Here is a 19,735-nt window from a genome sequence, read left to right as displayed (position 1 = left end):
GGCTGCCGAGCCGCTGCGGGCCCGCGTCCACTGAGGGATTTGGGGCAGAGACCACGGTCACCAGCCCATCTCCGTGTAGAGGCGGCCTGCCCGGATGCCGTCGATCGCGGCGCGGGTGTAAGGGACGGTCTTGTCGGGCAGGGCGTCGGAGGGCCACCAGTCCCAGGACACGCAGCGGTCGGGCTCGCGCACCTCCGGCGTACCCGTCCACTTCCGGGCGCGGAAGACCAGTCCCGTGCGGGGCTGCCCGCCGGGGTGGTCCACGAGGTGCACGACGTGGACCAACTCCACGTCTGTGGGATCGATCGTGATGCCGGCTTCCTCCTGTGCCTCGCGGACCAGGCAGGCGAGGGCGGATTCCTGTTCGCAGTGGCCGGCCAGGAAGCGGTGGGTGGAGGCCGCGAAGGCGGCGTCGGGGTGCCGGAGGCCGAGCAGTACCTTGCCGTCCTGTTCGAGGTAGAGGTGCACGCCGACGGCGTTCGGGCGTGCCCGGCCGCCGGGGCGGGCCTGCGCCGGAACGGAGGGCCGGGCGGGGGCCCGGGCCTGGTGGAGGTCGATGACATCCTTCGTCCACGGGCACATCGTCAGGTACGGGACGGTGGCGGCGTCGAAATGGCGGAACATGATGCCCTCGGGGCACGGCAGTTCATCGGCGTTGCCGTCCCAGGTCCCGAGGTAGACGCGAATCTGGCCTCTGACCCCCTCGGGGCCGAGGGAGTCGACGACCGTGAACTCTGTCAGCGGAACCACCAGGCCGGTCTCCTCCAGCAGTTCCCGCTCCACCGCATCACGTGAGGACTCCGTTCCTTCGCGGTCGCCGCCCGGGACGCTCCACGTTCCCGGGTCGCAGATCTTCTTGTTGGCGTCGCGCAGGTGCAGCAGGTAGCGGCCACGGGAGTCGACCAGCAGTGCAGCAGTCCCCCGCGGGTCGTTGGGCAGAGGCATCTCAGGCTCCTTGAGGTGGGATGCGAAGGCGGACAACAGGCTGGGACGGGTGGCGGTCCACCAGCCGGGGCGGCGGCAGGCCGACCACAGTCCGGCCTCTTCCAGCAGCACCGAGACCCGCGGGCCCTTCGGCGTTGCCCGACCGGTCAGCGGTCCGTTCGGGGCCGGGGCCCGGTCATTCAGGCGCAGAGCCTTCCACCAGGTCAGGGCCTCTTCCCGACACCCGCGTGCTCGGGCCAGGAGGGCCGCGACCTGTTCCGGGCCGGCCTTCGGCTCGAGTACGGCCAGGGCGGGCAGCGCGACTGCGCGCACCGAGGTGCCGAACAGGCAGGCCGCCTCTCCCGGCAGGCGGACGGTGAACGTACGGCGGCCTCGCAGGGGCGCCTTCCCGCCATCGGCAGCAGGGGCGGTGCGGGGGCCGGGCAGGTTCACCACGGGTCCGCCGCCCCGCCGGGCCGGGCGTACGCGGAGCCTGCGGGTAAACCCCGGCCCGGTACCCGACAGCCCGCCCGGCGGTCGGCCACAGAGCCTGTTGCGCGCACCGAGCCTGTTGCGCGCACCGATGCCCCGTCGCATCTGCCCGGAGCGCCGTGGCCGAGCCCGAGCACATGGTCAGCACAACACGTCACGCGGCACCTCCTCGGCCGGCGAGGCTGCGGCGAGGGTGTTTCCGGTCTGTGGCTCCGCTCTCATGCGTGCTCCCCAGCCGGCTCGTCATCCCCCGTCTTGTCGCGCTGAGCGGGGATCGTGTGGTCGTAGGCACGCGATTGCAGCAGGTAGGCATCCCGGAACGCGCCCGTGCCCGTAACCGGGTCCATGAGCTCCTCGAATGTGCCGGCTTCGGCGATCCGGCCCTGGTCGAGGACGTAGATCAGGTCCGCGTGACGCACCGAGTGCAGCCGGTGGGTGATCAGGATGATCGTCTGGCCCTCGGCGGCGAGGGTGCGGATCTGGTCGAACACCCGCTGCTCGGCGGCCGCGTCCAGGGCGCTGGTCGGTTCGTCCACGATCAGCACCTGGGCACCGCGAAACCGCGCCCGCGCGATTCCGATCCTCTGCCACTGGCCGCCGGAGATCTGGTGCCCGCCCTTGTAGCCGCGGGCCAGCAGCGTGGACAGGCCCCGCGGCAGCTTCGCCAGGACCTCGTCCGCACCGGCGTAGGCGGCCGCCGCCTCGACCGCGGTGTCGTCCATCGGGCCGCTGGAGCGGCCGATGCCGATGTTGACCCGGGCGGTGAACGGCCACCGGTAGAAGTCCTGGGCCACCATGGCCACCCGCCCGAAGATCTGGTCCCGGTTCACCGTGGCCGTGTCGACGCCGCCCCACAGGATGCGGCCACACCCCGCGTCCGGTCGGTACAGGCCGCACAACAGCTTCACCAGGGTCGACTTGCCGCTGCCGTTGTTGCCCACCAGGGCGACGATCCTTCCGGTGGGAATGGTGACGTCGACCTCGCGCAGGGAGGGCTCCGGCGTGGTGCTGCCGGGGTAGGTGAAGGTGACCTTCTCGAAGCGGATCTCGTCCACCTGCTCGGGCAGGTCTACTCCAGTGGCGGGGATGGCCCGCTCGGCGGCCTCCCGGCACAGCTTCTCGAAGTCGGCGACGAACAGGGCTTCCTGGTGCAGCTCGGTGACCTGCAGAACGAGCTGGTCGAGACTGCCCGAGCCGGTGCGGATGGCCAGCACCGCGGTGCCGGCCACCGCCAGGTCCATCCTCCCGGTCCACAGCAGCACGCCCAGCACCCCGTAGGTGATGACCGTGGCCAGCCCGGTGGCGCCGTCGGCGATCAGCCCCTTGCGCGCAGCCTCGCTCGCCATACGGGTCTGTTCCCGCTCACTGGTCTGCGCCATGCCGCGAAAGTGGGTGAGCAGGAACGGGCCGACGTCGTGGACGCGGACCTCGGCGGCGGCCTGCTGGTCGATCAGCAGCCGGCCCAGCAGCTGCCCGGCACGGGCATGCTGAACGAACTGGTGAAAGGAGATGTAGCGCATCTTGGCGATCGTCAGCGAACTCCACGCGCTCGGCAGCGTCATCGCGATCAGCAACGGCAAAAGCGCGGGGTGCAGGACGGTCAGTACGCCGGCCGCGGCGACCAACGAGATCAGTGAATTGAGAACCGAGGTGCAGTACTTGACCATCCGTCGGGCGGAATCCGCCCCGTAGCCGGCGGAGTCCAGCAGCCGGTGGAACTCGTCGTCCTCGATCGCCGACAGCTCCACCCGGGCGACGAGCGACAGGTACCGCTCCGTCGCCACCCGCTGCACCTTCGGCTCCAGTGCCCCGGTGGCCGACGTCGACGCCGACCGCAGGAGGGAGCCCAGCAGCGCGGTGACGGTGACGGCCATGAGCGCGGGCGTCGCCCGCTCCAGCCGCTCGACCGTCGAACCGCCTACCAGCAGATGCCCCAGGACCGAGTTGACCGCGACCAGCCCGACCGCCTGCGCGATACCCCGGCCCAGCTCCGCGAGCCACACGACGCGCAGGGCCCGCGCGTCGGCCTGGTGTGCCAGCCGGACCGCGACACCCACCAGCTTCGGCAGCGTGCGGGCCATCGCCCACAGGTCCAGGGCCAGCCATGCCCCCTGGTGCCGGCTCCACCCGATGTCGTACGCCAGCTCGCCGCCGAACAGCAGCCGCTCGGACTGCGAAACCTCCTGCCCGGACTCCGCCTTCGCAGCGTTTTCCCCACTCATGCCCCCCACCTCGTATCCGGGTGTGAGGAACGGCCGGCACGGGCCACGGGGGCGTCAACACGGCGCCCGTACAGCATCCGGGGCGAGGCGGCGAGGCACTGCTGCTCGAACACGGCAGGGCCGTTCACACGAGCGGGCACAGGATTCATGGCGTCCTCCAGGTGAGGGCGTGAGGGGGGGCCGGGCGTACTGGTGCTCTAAGAACGGCCCTGATGGGGACCCGTAACGGGTAAATCAGAGGCAGATCATGAACGCATGTTCCAGTGACCGGTGAAGGCCAAGGGGCCACTGCGATGCGGGCTCTGCCGGACGTTCGACAGCCGGTATCACTCCTTGGAGGTATTGCGGTCTTCGTATGCCGAGCCGGCGCTGTGGCGGAACCGGGCAGTGAAGCGTTCCCTCGTGACTGGACGACTGGAGACGGGGACATGAGGTTCCAGAGGAAGCAGTGCCAGGTGAGTAGTCAGTGCTCCCAGTGGTGTTCGGAGGAGTTCAAGCGGGACGCGATCGCATTGGCCCGGTACTCAGAGAAGACGATCACGGAGGTCGCGCGGGATCCAGGGGGAGTCCCGAGAGCCTGCGGGGCCGGGGCAAGCGTGACCGTACCGACCGCGATGGGGCAACGTCGGGCGAGCTGACCAGCGCGGAGCACGAGGGGCTGAAGCCGCTGCCCGGGGGAGCGCCCAGCAGGAGAAGGCGATCGGGATCCTGAAAAAGCGGCAGCCTTCTTCGCGGGGGACGGCGATCGGTGAGCGAGGTATACCGGTTCATCTCAAACAGTGGTGAGGCGTCGCCACCCGCCACGACCAAACCACTGAGTCCTACGAAGCAGCTGTCACCCCGCTGTATTCTTCCTGCGGGCGTGATCCTCCTGTGTTTCTCCTCGGCGCCGCCGAGGAGGAGACCGGGATCAACGCGTAGGGAAACCCAGACGGTTCGGGACATCGCCCATTGTGCAGAGCACCGCGACCTGTTCCTCCAAACGGCTCAGGGCGTCCATGAGGGAAAGTCGGCCGACCCGCTCAAGGTGGAGGGTGTGGACGCCGGCGCCGAACTCTCCCCGGGGCTGTTCAAGGTCGACATCCACCATGGCTTCAGCGGTGCACCCGGTCGAGGTGATGGTCACACCTGCGGAGAACCGTAGCTCGCTGACCTCCGTATCACCTTCCGCGAAGAAGCCGAAGCGGTGGTGGAGCCGCAGCTCAGGTCCCGCAGCGTGCTTTTCGATCCAGACGGCCGGTACCAGCCCGGACTCAGCTCCGAAGGCGTAGGTGATGTAGAGCTGAGCTGTGAAATCGTCCAGCTGCTTGTGCAGCCGGTGCATCGTGGTCAGCAGGAGAGCCGCGCTTTTGGCATCGTCCACGTCGGTAACGTTCAACATCGGTGAATCATCGCCCAGGCGCAACAGCGCCGGCACGTGAGTTTCGCTCACCAGGCCGCAATTCCCTCACCAACCCGGCGGTCGCAAACCTTTTGACAGCACCGCCTAAGGGTTGTCCCGTAAATGATCTTCGAGTCGTCTTGGGTAGGGCTGGTCGCTGTGCGGTCCGTTGGCCTACCCGGCGAGAGCGAGGTTGTGCAGGCGGGCGATGCCGAGCATGGCGTGGTGGACTCCGTCGCCTTTGAGGCGGCAGTCGCGGAGGATCTTCCAGGTCTTCATGCGGGCGAAGACGTGCTCGACGCGGGCGCGGACCTGCTTGTGGGACTTGTTGTGCGCCTGCTTCCACTCCGGTAGTTCTTCGCCTTTGCGCCGGCGGTGTGGCATGACGAGTCCGGTGCCGGGGTAGCCACCGTCGGCGATCGTGAGGGTCTTGCCGACGGCCGCCTTGGCGCCGGATTCCTCCCAGGCTTTGCAGTCGTTGCGGTTTCCGGCAAGCGGTCTTCCCACCGCGACGACCAGGCGGGTGTCGGCGTCGATGACGACCTGATGGTTGGTGGAGTACCGGTAGTTCTTCGACTGCGCGGCGATGGCGTGGTCCCGGGTCGGGACCAGAGTGCCGTCCACGATCAGCACGGTGTCCTTGGCGAACCGCTTGCGGGGCTGGAGCGCGAGCATCGGCCCGAGGTGGTCGATGATGCGGTCGGCCGCCGACTTGGAGACCCCGAACAGCGGGGCGAGCTGGCGCATGGTCAGGTTGGTGCGCCAGTACGCCGCGACCAGCAGGGCCCGGTCCTCCAGCGGAAGGCTCCACGGCCGGCCCTTGCGGACCGCATCCGCACCCTCGCGTCGCAGCACGGTCACCAGCTTCCCGAAACAGCGCGGGCTCAGCCCGGTGAACGGGGCTATCCAAGACGGCTCCGACGCCGTGATCACACCAGCCACACCAAGATCATCTCACCCGTGACCAGCAGTTACGGGACAGGCCTTAGCGCAGTGCACTTGCTTCACCCGGTTACGTGGTAGCCGGACCCCTTGCGTCGGCCGTCACCGTTGTCGAGTGTCACACTGCCGCATTCTCCGTCGGCCACCCGACCGTGAGCGAGAACCGGACGTCCCGTTCGCCGGGGTGGAGTCCGGGGCGCGGTCGTTCCGGACTGTCGGCGGAAAGAACGAAGGGGAAGCCTGTCCGGTCAGGCTTGGGGTTCTTGGCTGTTGGCTTCACAGGAGCAGGAGACTGCGCCGGGTCTACATCGAACGCAGGAATGGGTGCGAGGCCCCCGCAGGGTGCCGGATGAGACATTTCCCCTTCTTCGGGAAAGGACTTGCTGGAGAGGGCTTTGGTCCGGCTCCGGTGACCGCAATGGCTTGGTCGGTCTTCGTCTGCAGCGCGAGGTCGAGACTGGCGGGCGCACAGTTGACGGGTCCTGGTGTGTACGCGTTCAGTCCTGGTGGACCGGCGGTTCTGTCCCGTATTCATCCCCACAATCCTTGGACCGCCCAGAAGGCAACGGCCCCGAGCAGCGGCAGGATTACGAGCGTGGCCCAATGCGCGCGGTCCCGTAAAGGTGATAATTCCGGCCGCGCCCGCTGTGCCAGGGAGTCTGTCTCGGAGGGCGGCCGTTGCGCCGCATCACGGTCATGCTGGGGCGTTGACGTGTGTGAGTCCTCAGGCACGTGAGCCTCCCTGGCCACTGTTTTCTACATCGCATCGTCTCAAGCCCAGCACACTCGCCCCCTACGCGTCCGGTACCTCCCCGGTCGGCACTTACGCTGGCCAAGTGATCATTTCGGGCCGGGGCCCGGACTTCGCGCACGGCATGTCGGTCAGCCGGGCAGAAGCCGCAGACGGTGCGATCATCCCCGTGCGGTTCACCTCCCACGCAGTCCGTCCCGCCTGCGCTACCGGGGAGGGCGAGAAGACGGCGCGGGCCTGTACCACGGGTGAGGGGGAGGGTCGGATCGTCCGCGAACAGCACACCTGCCCGGATGCGCGAACTCGGCCCCCGGTAAGCACGGTGGCGCGCCCGGGGATCTGTACGTGACTGTGCGCGTCGGTGACTTGTCCGCCGTGCTTCCAGGTCCACCAACGGGCCGCTGGCGGCGCAGCACACCACGGCATCGGGATCCAGTATCTCGTCGAAGAGCGCGTCCAAAGAAGACGGGTCCTCCATGTCCACCTTCACCGGCCCTCTGCGGGATCCTTTGGCCACCTGATGGGAAGCCTCTAGCGCACTGGCGACAGCACTGCCGATCCTTCCTGTCGCTCCGGTCACGAGTACCTTCATGTCGCCGATCATGGCAGGGCCGTCAACACGCGAGCGACGTCTTTCTCCGCTCTGCCACGGACTCGGGAAGCGGCCATGGAGGGTTGCTGACACGGCATCACCTTGCGGAGCAGCTCGAATCCGGCTCGCCCGCAGAGCTGCCTCTTGATCTTCTCGATGCGGTTCGCGACACCCTCGATGCTGCCGGAACTCCGGTCGGCGGCGCCGATGTCACCACCTCCACCCGCCCGAGCGACATGGCCCCTCGGGGCCCATCCGGTGGCGCTACGGACAGTACGGACACTACGACCGGGAGACCCTCCAGACCCGCCCTGGGCAACCCCGACAGTGTGATGCCCGGGACACCGACCGTGCCCTTCGCCGCGGCGGCGAAGGCATCCCCGGCAGTGCAAGGAGCACTCTCGCGGCAATCCACTAAACCGGTCACTTAACTGTCGTATCGGGATAGACAACGTTGTCGTCATCCGGCACAGTCGGCACCACGGCCGCACAGGCCACGGGAACGGGCACGCCGGGAGGCCGACGAACGGATCGTCGGTGCGTGGTTCGCGTTCCGGCCCCGAGCCTGCGGCGAGAACCTCCCCTTCATTGTGAGAGCCGGCCACGTCCAAGGAGACAGCCATGCACAACTCTGCCGTGAACCGCCGTTCGTTCGTCCTCCTCGGCGCCACGACCGCCATGGCGGCGGCGGGCGCCGGGATGCACATGGCCTCGGCGGCGACCCCCACCGTGGCGCCGGCCGGTGCGCCGATGCCCGTCCGGATCGTCGACGACAAGGCGACGAGTGCCACGCGCGCGCTGTTCGCGTACCTGATGCGGCAGCAGGGCAAAGGCACCCTCTTCGGCCACCAGCACGCCCTGTCCTACGGCTTCACCTTCACCACGCAGGACGGCAAGGCGTCCGACACCAAGGCGGCGGTGGGCGACCACCCCGCGCTGTTCGGCTGGGACACCCTGATCCTCGACGGTGACGAGCGTCCCGGCAGCAAGGACGCGACCGAGGCCGGGAACATCGCCGCGCTCAGCCGGTGCATCCGGCAGGCGGACGCCTGCGGGGGGATCAACACGCTCAGTGCGCACATGCCGAACTTCGTCACCGGCAAGGACTTCTACGACACATCGGGCCGTGTCGTCAGCCAGATCCTCCCCGGAGGCACGAAGCACGCGCGGTTCAACGCCTTCCTCGACCGCATCGCGAAGGCGGTCAAGGGCGCACGGCGGCCGGACGGCACCCTGATCCCGGTCATCTTCCGGCCCTTCCACGAGAACAACGGCGGCTGGTTCTGGTGGGGCGCCGGCCACACCACCCCGGCGGAGTACATCGAAATATTCCGCTACACGGTCGAGTACCTGCGGGACACCAAGGGCGTCCGTAACCTGCTCTACTCGTACTCGCCCAACTCCGGCTTCGGCGGTGACCCGACGGGCTACCTCAAGACCTATCCGGGCGACGGTTACGTCGACGTCCTGGGCTACGACGCCTACGACAACTCCGCCGGGTCGGACGCCTGGCTGGAGAGCCTGGTGAAGGACCTGGCGATGGTGGTCCGCCTGGCCGAGGAGAAGGGCAAGGTCCCGGCCTACACCGAGTTCGGCGAGAGCGGGGAAGAGGGCCGGAACCCGCAGTGGTTCACCAAGCTGCTGGGCGCCATCAAGGCGGACCCGCTGGCCCGCCGGGTGACCTACATGCAGACCTGGGCGAACTTCGGGGGCAGCACCCGGTCCTACGTGCCGACCCCGGGCCACGCCTTGCACGCGGACTTCGTCCAGTACGCCCAGGACCCCTACACCGTGTTCGCCGGTGACCTGCGAGGCGTGTACGCCGCGCGCACCACCGCCATCCGGAACGCCCCCTTCATGCACCTCGTGACCCCCACGGACCGGAAGCGCCTGACGAGCCCCGAGAGCACCGTCCGGGTGCGGGTCACGCACGCGACGGCGAGCCGGGTCACCTACTCGGTGAACGGCGGCCGCGCCCGACGGCTCCGACTCGACGCCGACGGCTTCTACTCCGCTGACTGGTCGATCGACCCGGCCTGGCTGGACAACCGGTCGGTGACCCTCTCGGTGGACGCCCGGGTGAACGGCAGGACCCTCACCGACTCGGCCCTGGTCCTCCTCGGCGAGGTCGCCCCCCTGCCCACCGGATGGATCGACGACTTCGAGGGGTACGCCGGGGACGACGCCACCCTCAGCGAGGCCTACAGCCACATCAACACCAACACCACGACCCTGTCGGCCGGCCACAAGGCCTCGGGCTCGTACGGCCTGGCCTACTCGTACGACTTCAGCAGCGCCGGGTACACCGGCATCGGCAAGTCGGTCGACGCGGACTGGACCGCTTTCTCGTCGCTGGTGCTGTGGCTGCAGGGCGACGGTTCGGCGAACGGCGCGACGCTCCAGATCGTGTCCGGGGGCGCCTACTTCGAGTACGGGATTCCGCTGTCCGACACCGACGGACGCGAGATCCGGGCGCCGTTCAGCGAGTTCAGGCCCGCCCCCTGGGACACCGCGCACGCCGGGGAGGTGCTGGATGCGGCCCACCTCGCCAGGGTGACGACGTTCAACATGTACCTCGGCCACGGCGGCGGCGCCCCGGCCAAGGGTGTCGTGTACGTGGACAACATCAGGGCCGAATGACCGCCGCCGTCCGCGTCGGCTCCGCCGTCGGGGGCCGTCGCGGACGAGGTGCCCGGCACGGTGGGCGCCGGCCGAGCAGACGGAGGCGTGCACAGGGCGCAGTCCTGATACTGAACCGGGTGCTCCCGACGTTCGGAGGCTGTCCCGTATGGGCGCGATTCCTCCCGTGAGTGCCAGGTCGTGGGGCGGTGATGCCGAGCATGGCACTGGGGACGCCCGTTGTCCTTGCGCCGGCGGTTCCGCAGAATGTGCAGATCGAGAAGGGGCCACAGGACGGTTCCGTCAGATGAGCGGGGAGCGCATGAGCGTCATTGTTTCCGTGCTGGTTGTGTCCACAGCTGTGATCGGGGCGTGCTGGGTTGCACTGTGGCGCAGGGGCGGCACGGGAGAGCGCGGGGCAGTGGAGCGCGGCGCTGCCGGACAGGATTTCGCACGAGGGCTGGGCGCGGTGAGCAATTCGGGTCAGAACGCCGCGCCTTTCGGGTTCTGAGTCCCAGCACCCTGTTCCACCGCCCGATGGCCTTCGAAGACGGGTCCTGGCAGGTGCGACAGGTGTGGTGGTTCTGCCGGTTCAGGTGAAGCCCCGGCGGCAGCCGGACCGCCGGGGCTGCTGCCGGGGCAACCGTGGCAGCAGGTCGCTTCCGCGGATGACGCGGGGGCAGTGCTGAGGGCAGTTGCGGGCATGACGGGGCGGACGATGGCGGAGTGCATGCCGTTGGCGAAGCTCTCTGGGCCCCGGTGGTTCTCGTTCTCGCCGGGGAACAGCGCAGCCGCTCCGGCGAACAAGTGGGAACGGCGGCGTGCACGTGTTCCGCCGGGGTGGGCGTGTGTGTTCGCGTCCGGGTCTCATCTTCTTCCGGATGTTCTGGGCTGGTGGCAAGGAGAGTGACGTGACCTGCGGCCGGGACGGTCGCAGAGGGCCGGTGACCGGATGGCGACGGCCCGGTGCCGCACCGGCGGAGGTGTGCTCCTGGCCGGTGCGGCAGCCGTTCCTGCCGTCCGTTCGGGTCAGCAGGTGGAGTTGGCCCGGGTGAGCAGTCCCCTGCGGCAGGAAAGTCGCGAGTAGTCGCCGCCGGAGCGCGGGTCCCGGTTGGTGACGTCCAGTGCTTTGCCGCTGTTGCGGTTGACCAGCACGTACCAGGCGCTGGTGTCGGCCGAGGCCGTCGACGCCGACGTCGTGGTGAGGGCGAGGCGCAGGTCGGCGAGCAGCGCCGTCACCGTGATCCCGACCGTGCTTCGTCGCCGGCGCCACAGCACGCCTTCGCTTTTCTTCCTGCCTGTAGCCGTGTGTCCTCTCCTGGATTAGTGGTTCTGCCGCCTCGCGGCACGAGGCGGGTGCGGGGACGAGAAGGTGGTCAGGGAGCGGTTACCTTGAACTGCGTGACCCGGATGGAGCCGCCGAGAGCCCCGGTGGTGAAGTTGAAGAGGGCGTAGCGGTAGCCCATGAAGAACTGCCAGGCGTTGTTCAGGGTGAACGCGGGCCCGAACATGATGAAGTTGGTGCCGTCGGTGCTGTAGGAGAACCTGGCGGTACGGTTGGCGCCGGGGGTGATGTCGGCGTTCACGCGAAGCCAGATCCGGCTGCCCGAGACACCGGCGCTCGCCCGCACGGTGCCGGTGCCGGTGGTTTTCCAGTGGGTGTCCATGGTCAGACCGTCGACCATGACCACGCGGGTGCCGCTGCTGTCGCGCATGAGACCGATGCAGGCGGAGGAGTCACGCAGCAGGGCCAGGCCCGCCCGGTCCCCGTCCCGCATTCCCGCGCACTCCAGCAGTGCCGTCGCAGTGGACGTGGGCCCCGGAATGCGGTGGGTGAGGGTGTTGCGGGCCCAGTACAGGTCATTGGTGACGGTCGCGGTGCTCAGCGTAAGACCGTTGCCCACCGACCACTTGCTGTTGTCAGGGTTGTGGTTCCACTCCCATTTCGGGGCCAGGGACGGCCGGGTGAAGTAGTCGACCCCCGTCATGGGCTCGACCGCGCGGGGCGGAGTGGGGACGGCGGGGGCCGGATACGAGCCGCCCCACGCGTTGTTGACGAGCTGGACGACGGGCCAGCCGTCGGAGGTCCAGGTGACCGGGGCCAGGACGGGGATGCGGCCGCCGGGGTAGGCGTCGACGAACGCCATGTAGTACCACGCCCCGTATGAGGTCTGGACGATTCCGCCCTGGTGGGGTACCCCTCCGCCGCTGACCGGGCCGGGCAGGTCGAGCAGCACCTGCCGGAGCTTGTAGGGCCCGAAGGGTCCGCTCGTCGACTTCAGGATGTACTGGCCGTTGGCGGGGCGGGTCAGGAAGATGTAGTAACTGCCGTTGATCTTGTAGAAACGGGAACCCTCCAGGGTCCCGATGCTGGACGGTGTGCTGAACACCTGCTGGGTACGGACCTGGGTGCGGCCGTCCGCGGAGAGCTGCGCCACGTGGATGGTGGTGTTGCCGTACGCCACGTACAGGGTGTCGTCGGTGTCGACGAGCATGCCCGCGTCGTAGTAGGCGGTGCCGATCGTGGTCAGCCGACTCCAAGGCCCTTCGACGGACGGGGCCGTGTACAGGTAGGTCTTGGCGAAATCGATCTGGCCTACCCAGTAGAACGTCCTGTTGGACGGGCGGTACGCCAGTGACGATGCCCAGACGCCCCGGACGTATCCGCGGGCGCCGTTGAGGTCGTACTTGGAGCCGAAGTCCAGCACCGGTACCGAGTGGCCGGCTAACTCCCAGTTCACCAGGTCGTACGAGCGCAGGATCGGCGCGCCGGGCGAGTAGTGCATGCTCGAGGCCGAGCAGTAGTACGTGTCGCCCACGCGGATGATGTCAAGGTCCGCGAAGTCCTGCCAGAGGACGGGGTTGGTGTAGGTGGCGACCAGGGCCGAGGAAGGCGCCGCAAGCCGCGCGGCGGACGCCTGCCCGGCCGTCGCGGCGGGCAGCACGCCTCCCGCCAGCAGGCCGGTGCCCGTCGCGAGGACGGCACGGCGATCCACAGAATGACGAGTCCATGACATATGCAGTGCTCCTTGTGGCGTCGGGGGCCGGAGGGGAGGGATGAGTCTTGACGACCCATGTGTTCGTTATTTCGAACACGCTTCGGTTGCTCGGCCACTAAGGATCGTGGGCAGCACCTGGGGTGCGTCAACCCCCTTGCGTCATTCGGTCGGTATATCGAAATTGTTTCGCCCGTCGGGGATGCCGGTACGCCGCCCACTCGGCCGCGCCCTCTCTCGGGTATTGAATCTTCCTTGCAGGTCAAGCGCATGCTGGCCGTACGCGACAGCCTCAGTCCGTAGCGAGTGGCGCACTGAGCCTGTCGCAGAATTTCCGCTTCGGCCTTTACTGGTGGAGCTGGCTGCTGTGATATCACAGCGAAACATTCGATCAATCCGGCGATTATTTCAGCCTGCTGTGAAGCGCATCCGACAAGTCCGATGTCCGCGGTGCTGCTGGAGTCGTATGCGAAACACCAGCCCGAAGCGCCTGGTGAAACTACCGGGCATTGCTCCAGGGAAGTCGCGATGAGACTGTTCTGACTGGCCGCGTTCGGTGTGGTGACGGCCGTCGTCATGGCGGTGCTCACGCCGACGGCAGGCGCAGGTTTCCTGCTCCGGGCCGGGCCCGGAGCTCCACAGTTCAGGCAGCGTACGCCGCGGTGAACCGTTCGACGGTGTCCCAGAGCTCGCCTTCGCGCCGAGGGTCGTAGGACTCCTCGGACGACCGGGCCGCACGGGCGCGGTCCACGTAGGACCCGGTCGGCGCCTCGGTCGTACCGAGGACGACATCGGCGAGGTAGCGCCCGGCGGCATTGCGGCTGGTCGCGAACGGGGTGAGGGTCATGACCGGCAGAATGCGGCGCATCATGAACCGGGAGAGGGGTCCTGCGTTGCGGGCGAGGCCGGTGCCGGGGACGAACCCCGGGTTGTAGGCGACGGCGTCGATCCCGGCCGGCAGCCGGCGTGCGTACTCGTGAACCAGATAGATCGCGGCCAGTTTGCTCGTGGAGTACGCGGTACGCCCGCCGACCGCAGTGTCCGGCTCGGCAAAGGCGCCCGGACGGGCGAGGACGTCCGGGGACTTCCATGCTGGACCGGGCACCATGCCCATGTTGTGCTTGAAGTCGCCGAAATGGGTGTCGCTGGCGGTGATCACGATCCGGGCGGGAGCCGCGAATCGGTCCTGGAGCAGGCGGACGAACAGGTGGTTGGCGAGCACGTTGATCGCGAAGGTGGACTCGAACCCGTCAGGCCCCTTGGTCAGCGCGTTCGTGTACTGGATGCCCGCGTTGCCCACGAAGCCGCGCAGCGTCGGCAGGTCACCGCACTCCAGCCGGTCGCGGATCTCGGCGGCGGCCGAGCGGACGCTGTCCAGCGAGCCGAGGTCCGCCGAGACGTGCGAGACCGTGTGCCCGTCCGCACTCAGGTCCACGGCCAGACGTGCCCCGGAGGATCCGCGGGCGACGACGAGGAGGTGCACGTCGGGCGACTGGCGCAGGATGTGCTCCGCGGCGACGCGGCCGATCCCGCGACTCGCGCCGGTCATCACAACGGTGTGCCGCATGGAGGGCTCCTTGACTGGTCAGCCGGTGTGCGCCCGATCGGACGCATTACCAACGTTCGCCGCTTGCGCCACCGTCAACCAGTGCCGTCCCCGTCACCAGGACCGGCAGTACCCAGGCTCGCCGGGCGCCGGGCGGTGAGAATGGAGCCATGACCGCCTCCCGTTCCACCTTCGGTGCACTCCTGCGCGCCTGGCGCGACCGCCTCTCCCCGGCCGACGCCGGCCTCACCGCGACGGCCGGCCGCCGCGCCCCGGGCCTGCGCCGCGAGGAGCTCGCGCAGCTGGCCGGGCTCTCGGTCGACTACGTCCTGCGCCTGGAGCAGTCACGCGCGAAGAACCCCTCGGCCCAGGTCGTCGGCGCCCTTGCCCGGGCCCTTCAGCTCTCCCGGACCGAGCGCGACCAGCTGTACCGCAGCGCCGGGCTCCTTCCACCGCAGGACGGCACAATCAGCACCCATGTGCCCCCGGGCATCCAGCGGCTCACCGCGCGCCTGGGCGACGTCCCGATCGGGGTGTTCACCGCCGACTGGACCCTGGTGTGGTGGAACACCATGTGGAGCGCCCTGCACGGCGACCCCGCCGTCCTCGCGAAAGCCGAACGGAACCTCGCGCGCGCCCTTTTCGGCAACGGTCCCGCTCATGTCTCAATGCTTCCCGTTCGGTCCGAGCGCGGACAGGACGCCTTCGAGGCGTCAATCGTCGCCGACCTCAAGGACGCCGCCTCCCGCTACCCCGCCGACGCCCAGCTCGGTCGTCTCGTGCACGGTCTCCGGGAACAATCCGATGCCTTCGCCCGTCACTGGGCCACGCGGACAGCCGCCGCCCAGCACACCACCGACCGCAAGACGATTGGGCATCCCGAGATCGGTGACATACTGCTCGACTGCGACGTCCTGATCGTTCCGGGCGCGGACCTGCGCATGGTCACCTACACGGCAGCGGCCGGAAGCAGCGATGCGGGAAAGCTCGACCTCCTGCGCGTCACAGGCGGCCGCTCAGCGCACCCTGATGCGTATTGAGGATGCCGGCCACGAGATGCGCACCGGAGCGGGCCGGGCTGGATCAGGCTGCCGGAGAAGTCGCCAGCAGGTCCGCAGGGATACCGCCCTTGTCGGGGGCGTAGAAGTTCTTGATCTCGGCTTCCCAGACGTCCACCCGGACCCGCGGCGCGGGCGATCGAGACCCATCGCCACGATGCCCTGGCACGGGACGTCCACGCGGAGCACTTCGTGCACGCCGCACCGGCGTCCGCCGGCTGGCCGGTCCGCATGCAACAGGTCCCGGACGGGGACGCGAACCCGCTGTGGGGACGATTCGCGCGCTACTTCGGTCTGCGGACGAGGGTCCTCGACGACTTTCTCCTCCGGTCGGTGCACACGGGAAGCGCCCGCCAAGTGGTGCTGCTCGGGGCAGGGCTGGATTCGCGAGCGTTCCGGCTCGACTGGCCTCCCGGCTGCGTGATCTTCGAGATCGACAGGGAAGGAGTGCTGGCGTTCAAGCACACGGTACTCAACAGGCTGTCGGCGACCCCCAAGGCAGCGCGCGTACCCCTTCCGGTCGATCTGCGCGCCGACTGGGCCGGAGTGCTCGCCGACGCCGGCTTCGACACGGCCGCACCGAGCGTCTGGCTGGCCGAGGGATTGCTGTTCTACCTGCCGCCTGCCGTCGAGACGTACCTCATCGACACGGTGGACCGGCTGAGCGCGGAAGGGAGCGCTCTGGCCTTCGAGGTCAAGCTCGAAAAGGACTTGCTGGAGTACCGCGACAGCCCGCTCTACACCTCGACGAAACACCAGCTCGGCATCGACCTGCTCAACCTGTTCGACAGGGAGCCGCGGCCCGACTCCGCGGGTGATCTCGCGAGCCTGGGCTGGTCCACATCGGTCCGCACCCCCTTCGACTTCACCCGCCATCACGGACGCGGCCCGCTGCCCGAGCAGAACGACGCTCTGGCGGGCAACCGGTGGGTCTTCGCAGACAAGCCCCGACGGTAACGCTGCAGCCAAAGACCCTGTCCCATGTGGTGAGTCCGAGGAGCGGTTTGCAGCAGCGGATGGCTGCGGCGAGGCCGAATGCGTGGTGAGCGCCGCGTCGACGAAGGCCCGCACGAGCGCGGCCACCCGGATGCCGTGACGTTCCTCGGCCGGACCGGTCGAGCGAGGGCGGGACGAGTCCTGATATCGGGTGCACGCGGAGGACCCCACGGTGCAGGATGCTGTGGTGACCTCCTCTCCCGCCATACGTCCGTACCGCTCCGAGGACCGAGAAGCCCTCGATGACATCTGCATCCGCACTGCGCACAACGGGCAGGACAGCCGACCGGTCTACACGGACCCCGGAATCTTTCCGGTGATCTTCGCGGCTCCGTACGTCCATCTGGAGCCGGAGCTGGCCTTCGTGCTGGATGACGGGCGGGGGCAGGCGGTCGGATACGTCCTCGGCACCGCGGACACTCCCCGCTTCGCCGAGGACTTCCGGACGCAGTGGCTGCCCCTGGTCGCGGATCGCCGTCCGGAGCCCCCCGGGGCGCCGAGCACGCCGGACGAGGCGATCGTCCAACTGCTGCATCACCCCGAGCGGATGGTAGTCGGCGAGGTCGCCGCGTATCCGGCTCACCTGCACATCGATCTGCTTCCCGAGTGGCAGGGACGCGGCCACGGCCGTGAGCTGATGCGGGCGTTGTTGCAAGCTCTCCAGGACCGCGGTGTGCCGGCTGTCCATCTGTCCATGGTGACGGCCAACACTCCGGCCAGGGCCTTCTACGACCGCCTGGGTTTCCATGAGATCGAGGTGCCGGACGCGGGACCCGTCACCTATCTCGGGCGCACGACGCGGGAGCTCGACAGGCTGTGACGGGCCTGCGTCACTCATCCGGCAAGGTCCAGTCTTCCGCTGTGAGCCGGAGGCGTGCTGAGGGATGCCGAAGTATCACCCGGGGAGAGACAACTTCAAGTGTCCGGAGAACCGCCGCACTCCAGATCGAACCGGTGAACACCGGGCATGGGCTCCAGCTCGCGGGCGTACGGCTGCCTGCGGCATCACCCGTGCCGCTCGGTCTGCTCCGGGTGTGCGCGGACCACGTCCAGGCGGAACCGGCGCGGCAGGGCCCGCTGATCGGGGCAGTCGCGGCACTCCAGGAGGTGCAGGGCGCCGCGCGGTGTTCTCAGCGACCGCGGTTGCGGCCCCGCCGCTCCTGGGCGTTGCCCAGCGGGTTCATCAGCCGGTGGCAGACGTTGCGCTGTGCCGGAGCCGGACGGCGAGGAGTTCGGGATCCTGTGCGACGCGCGGTGGTCGGGCGCGAGCTGAGCGGGTCCGGGCTCGGATCGCTCAGCTGTAGTGGGCGATCTTCTCGTCCAGGACCTCCATGGCCCGGCACAGTGCCGCCGCCCGCTGCTCCAGAGCGGCACGACGCTCGCGGAGGAAGGCGACCCGGTCCTGCGGAGGGCGCTCGGCGCGCAGGAGGGCGACGAACTCCCGCAGGTCCGCGATGCCGAGACCGGCCTCGCGGAAGCACGTGACCAGGCCGATCCAGAAGACATCGCCCTCGGTGTACTCCCTGCGCCCGCCGGTGGAACGCTGGATCGGGCCGATGAGCCCTTCGCGCTCGTAGTAGCGCAGCGTGTCGATGGAGACGCCGGTGCGGTCGGCGGCCGCGGCCGGGGTGAGGGTGGTCATGGGGGCTCCTTGTGCGACCGCGCTATCGTGCTTCGGTGAAGCGCGCCAGGTGCTCGTCACTGAGCCGCACACGGAGTGCGGCGAGTGCCTGCTCGATCTGCTCCACCCGGCTCGCGCCGACGATGGGATCGATCCCCTGCCGCATCAGCCATGCGAGAACGACCTGGTTCCTCGTGGCCGAGAGTTCGTCGGCGACGTCGTCCAGGACCGCGAGCACCCGGGGCGTTCCAGGGTGATCATAGGTTCGCGGAAGCGGCTTGTCCGCGCGCTCGTAGGAACCCCACATCAGTGAGCTGTACGACCACACGGCAAGTCCTTCCGACCGTGCGAGGTCCAGGTCCTCGGCGTTGAGCATGCGGTGGCCGGCCTCCGCGAGGGGAGTGAGCGGGCGCGGCTGGACGAGTGAGTGGCGCAGTTGCAGGGCCGTCCACGGTTCCACGCGCTGCTCCCGCGCGAGCGACCGGGCACGCTCTACGCGCCAGGCGGCATGGTTCGCAGCCCCGACCCGCAGGGCCACTCCCTTCGCGACCAGCTCGCCGAAGGCGCCGACCGTCTCCTCCAGTGGCACGGCACGGTCCTCGGCGTGGGCCCAGAGCAGATCGACGTGATCGACTCCCAGACGTCCCAGACTCTCCTCCACACCGGCGTGGACGGCACGCGCGGAGAGTCCTTCGGCGCTCTCCGGCCAGGAGTGCGGAACGAGCGGGTTCTGCCGGACCTTCGTCGCGATCCGCACCACGTCGCGCGCGCCCGGACGGGCCCGGAGCCACGCGCCGATGAGGCGCTCGCTGGCGCCGCCGACGCCACTGGGGTCGGCCCAGAAGGAGTAGCAGTTCGCGGTGTCCAGCCAGACACCGCCGCCGGCGACGAAGGAATCGAGGATCGCGAATGCCCGATCGGGGCCGACGCGGGTGCCGAAGTCCATCGTGCCGAGGACGACCTGGGGGTCAGTGGTGTTCATGCCGCCCATCCTCGGATCTGGAGCGCGCTCCAGGTCAAGAGCCGCTGTGGCGGACGGTCCGGGACTCGGTCTCCGGGGGCTCGGCGCCGAGCGCGACGGACGCGCGTGACGATGCCCCCCTCGGCGGTGATCCTGGTAAGCGGCCTGCGGAGCAGGTCGCACAGGGCCGCGGGACAAGGACGCCGTACAGCTCATGTGGCCGATGGAGCGCCGGAGCCGGGGACGACAACACTGCTTCTCGTGCTGCTGGTGACAACCGGCACGCCGAGCCGGTGACAACTGCCGTGCCTCGCCGCGCCGAAGGCGGAGGTCAGCAACGGCCATTGGTGACAGCCCTCCCGCTTTGGCACAGTACGACTGATTCCCCGTGGTCCCCGGCGGCCGGGCCGGTGGTAACCGGTATCTGGTGATCGGCCTCGGCGCGGTGCTCGATGCCGCTGCCGCGACCGGGCGGAAACGGCTCTGGTCGACCGTCGCGCGTGGAACACACCGTCATTCCTCCGGTTGCCGGGCGCCACCTGCCGTCGTTCTTCGGTCGTATGGCTGTGCCGGCCTTCAGGCGGAGCCGAGTTCAGCCCGTAGAGCGATCCTCGGTGGCACTCATGGCTGGAAT

At 68.9% G+C, this 19,735-nt stretch carries 12 protein-coding genes and 3 pseudogenes; 5 read left to right on the top strand and 10 right to left on the bottom strand.

The window, feature by feature from the left end; genetic code table 11:
• Positions 1 to 57: 57 nt before the first annotated feature.
• The 5 genes and pseudogenes from BN1555_RS00845 to BN1555_RS00825 all read right to left on the bottom strand — a co-directional run.
• Positions 58 to 1,380: an NUDIX domain-containing protein gene (locus tag BN1555_RS00845; RefSeq protein ID WP_255305808.1), complete on the bottom strand. Its 1,323-nt coding sequence runs from the start codon at positions 1,378 to 1,380 to the stop codon at positions 58 to 60.
• 254 nt (positions 1,381 to 1,634) lie between these two features.
• On the bottom strand, positions 1,635 to 3,638 hold the full coding sequence (locus BN1555_RS00840) for an ABC transporter ATP-binding protein (RefSeq protein WP_093796988.1): 2,004 nt from the start codon (positions 3,636 to 3,638) through the stop codon (positions 1,635 to 1,637).
• 910 nt (positions 3,639 to 4,548) lie between these two features.
• Positions 4,549 to 5,070 carry a hypothetical protein gene (locus BN1555_RS00835; protein ID WP_141662790.1) on the bottom strand — a complete coding sequence of 174 codons (522 nt, stop codon included), beginning with the start codon at positions 5,068 to 5,070 and terminating at the stop codon, positions 4,549 to 4,551.
• A gap of 123 nt (positions 5,071 to 5,193) precedes the next feature.
• A complete protein-coding gene (locus BN1555_RS00830) occupies positions 5,194 to 5,961 on the bottom strand; it encodes a transposase (protein ID WP_093796984.1) in 768 nt (255 codons plus the stop codon).
• Between the two features lie 1,127 nt (positions 5,962 to 7,088).
• Positions 7,089 to 7,304: pseudogene (locus BN1555_RS00825) on the bottom strand (NAD-dependent epimerase/dehydratase family protein); the annotation flags it as partial.
• A gap of 621 nt (positions 7,305 to 7,925) precedes the next feature.
• Between BN1555_RS00825 and BN1555_RS00820 the strand changes: the two are divergent.
• Entirely contained in the window at positions 7,926 to 9,944 is a 2,019-nt protein-coding gene (locus tag BN1555_RS00820; protein ID WP_093796982.1) for a glycosyl hydrolase, read from the top strand.
• 1,008 nt (positions 9,945 to 10,952) lie between these two features.
• On the opposite strand, the gene BN1555_RS00810 is transcribed toward BN1555_RS00820, so the two are convergent.
• From BN1555_RS00810 to BN1555_RS00800, 3 genes are all read right to left on the bottom strand, one after another.
• Entirely contained in the window at positions 10,953 to 11,201 is a 249-nt protein-coding gene (locus BN1555_RS00810; RefSeq protein WP_093796980.1) for a hypothetical protein, read from the bottom strand.
• A 98-nt stretch (positions 11,202 to 11,299) separates the two neighbouring features.
• Positions 11,300 to 12,940, bottom strand: a complete 1,641-nt coding sequence (locus BN1555_RS00805) for a glycoside hydrolase family 43 protein (RefSeq protein WP_176709908.1) — start codon at positions 12,938 to 12,940, stop codon at positions 11,300 to 11,302.
• Between the two features lie 622 nt (positions 12,941 to 13,562).
• A complete protein-coding gene (locus BN1555_RS00800) occupies positions 13,563 to 14,486 on the bottom strand; it encodes an SDR family NAD(P)-dependent oxidoreductase (RefSeq protein ID WP_093796976.1) in 924 nt (307 codons plus the stop codon).
• 149 nt (positions 14,487 to 14,635) lie between these two features.
• Here BN1555_RS00800 and BN1555_RS00795 point away from each other — a divergent pair, with 149 nt between their 5' ends.
• The 3 genes and pseudogenes from BN1555_RS00795 (at position 14,636) to BN1555_RS00785 (ending at position 17,339) form a co-directional block, all read left to right on the top strand.
• The gene (locus BN1555_RS00795; protein WP_093796974.1) at positions 14,636 to 15,505 is read left to right on the top strand and encodes a helix-turn-helix transcriptional regulator; all 870 of its coding nucleotides are present in this window, start codon (positions 14,636 to 14,638) and stop codon (positions 15,503 to 15,505) included.
• Positions 15,506 to 15,649: 144 nt separating this feature from the next.
• Positions 15,650 to 16,480 (top strand): annotated as a pseudogene (locus tag BN1555_RS00790) (SAM-dependent methyltransferase); the annotation flags it as partial.
• Between the two features lie 226 nt (positions 16,481 to 16,706).
• Entirely contained in the window at positions 16,707 to 17,339 is a 633-nt protein-coding gene (locus tag BN1555_RS00785; protein WP_093803072.1) for a GNAT family N-acetyltransferase, read from the top strand.
• A gap of 474 nt (positions 17,340 to 17,813) precedes the next feature.
• On the opposite strand, the gene BN1555_RS00775 is transcribed toward BN1555_RS00785, so the two are convergent.
• Together BN1555_RS00775 and BN1555_RS00770 are read right to left on the bottom strand one after the other, a co-directional pair.
• Complete coding sequence (locus BN1555_RS00775) at positions 17,814 to 18,161, bottom strand: MerR family transcriptional regulator (RefSeq protein ID WP_093796970.1); 348 nt, start codon at positions 18,159 to 18,161, stop codon at positions 17,814 to 17,816.
• A 22-nt stretch (positions 18,162 to 18,183) separates the two neighbouring features.
• Positions 18,184 to 19,122, bottom strand: a complete 939-nt coding sequence (locus BN1555_RS00770) for an aldo/keto reductase (protein ID WP_093796968.1) — start codon at positions 19,120 to 19,122, stop codon at positions 18,184 to 18,186.
• Positions 19,123 to 19,540: 418 nt separating this feature from the next.
• On the opposite strand from BN1555_RS00770, the pseudogene BN1555_RS39875 reads away from it, so the two are divergent.
• Positions 19,541 to 19,617: pseudogene (locus tag BN1555_RS39875) on the top strand (GNAT family N-acetyltransferase); the annotation flags it as partial.
• Positions 19,618 to 19,735: the final 118 nt, after the last annotated feature.

Source organism: Streptomyces sp. Wb2n-11, from assembly GCF_001049855.1.
Taxonomy (GTDB): Bacteria; Actinomycetota; Actinomycetes; order Streptomycetales; family Streptomycetaceae; genus Streptomyces; species Streptomyces altiplanensis.
The sequence above is the reverse complement of the archived record's forward strand: the minus strand, read 5'-3'. Positions and strand labels throughout refer to the sequence as shown.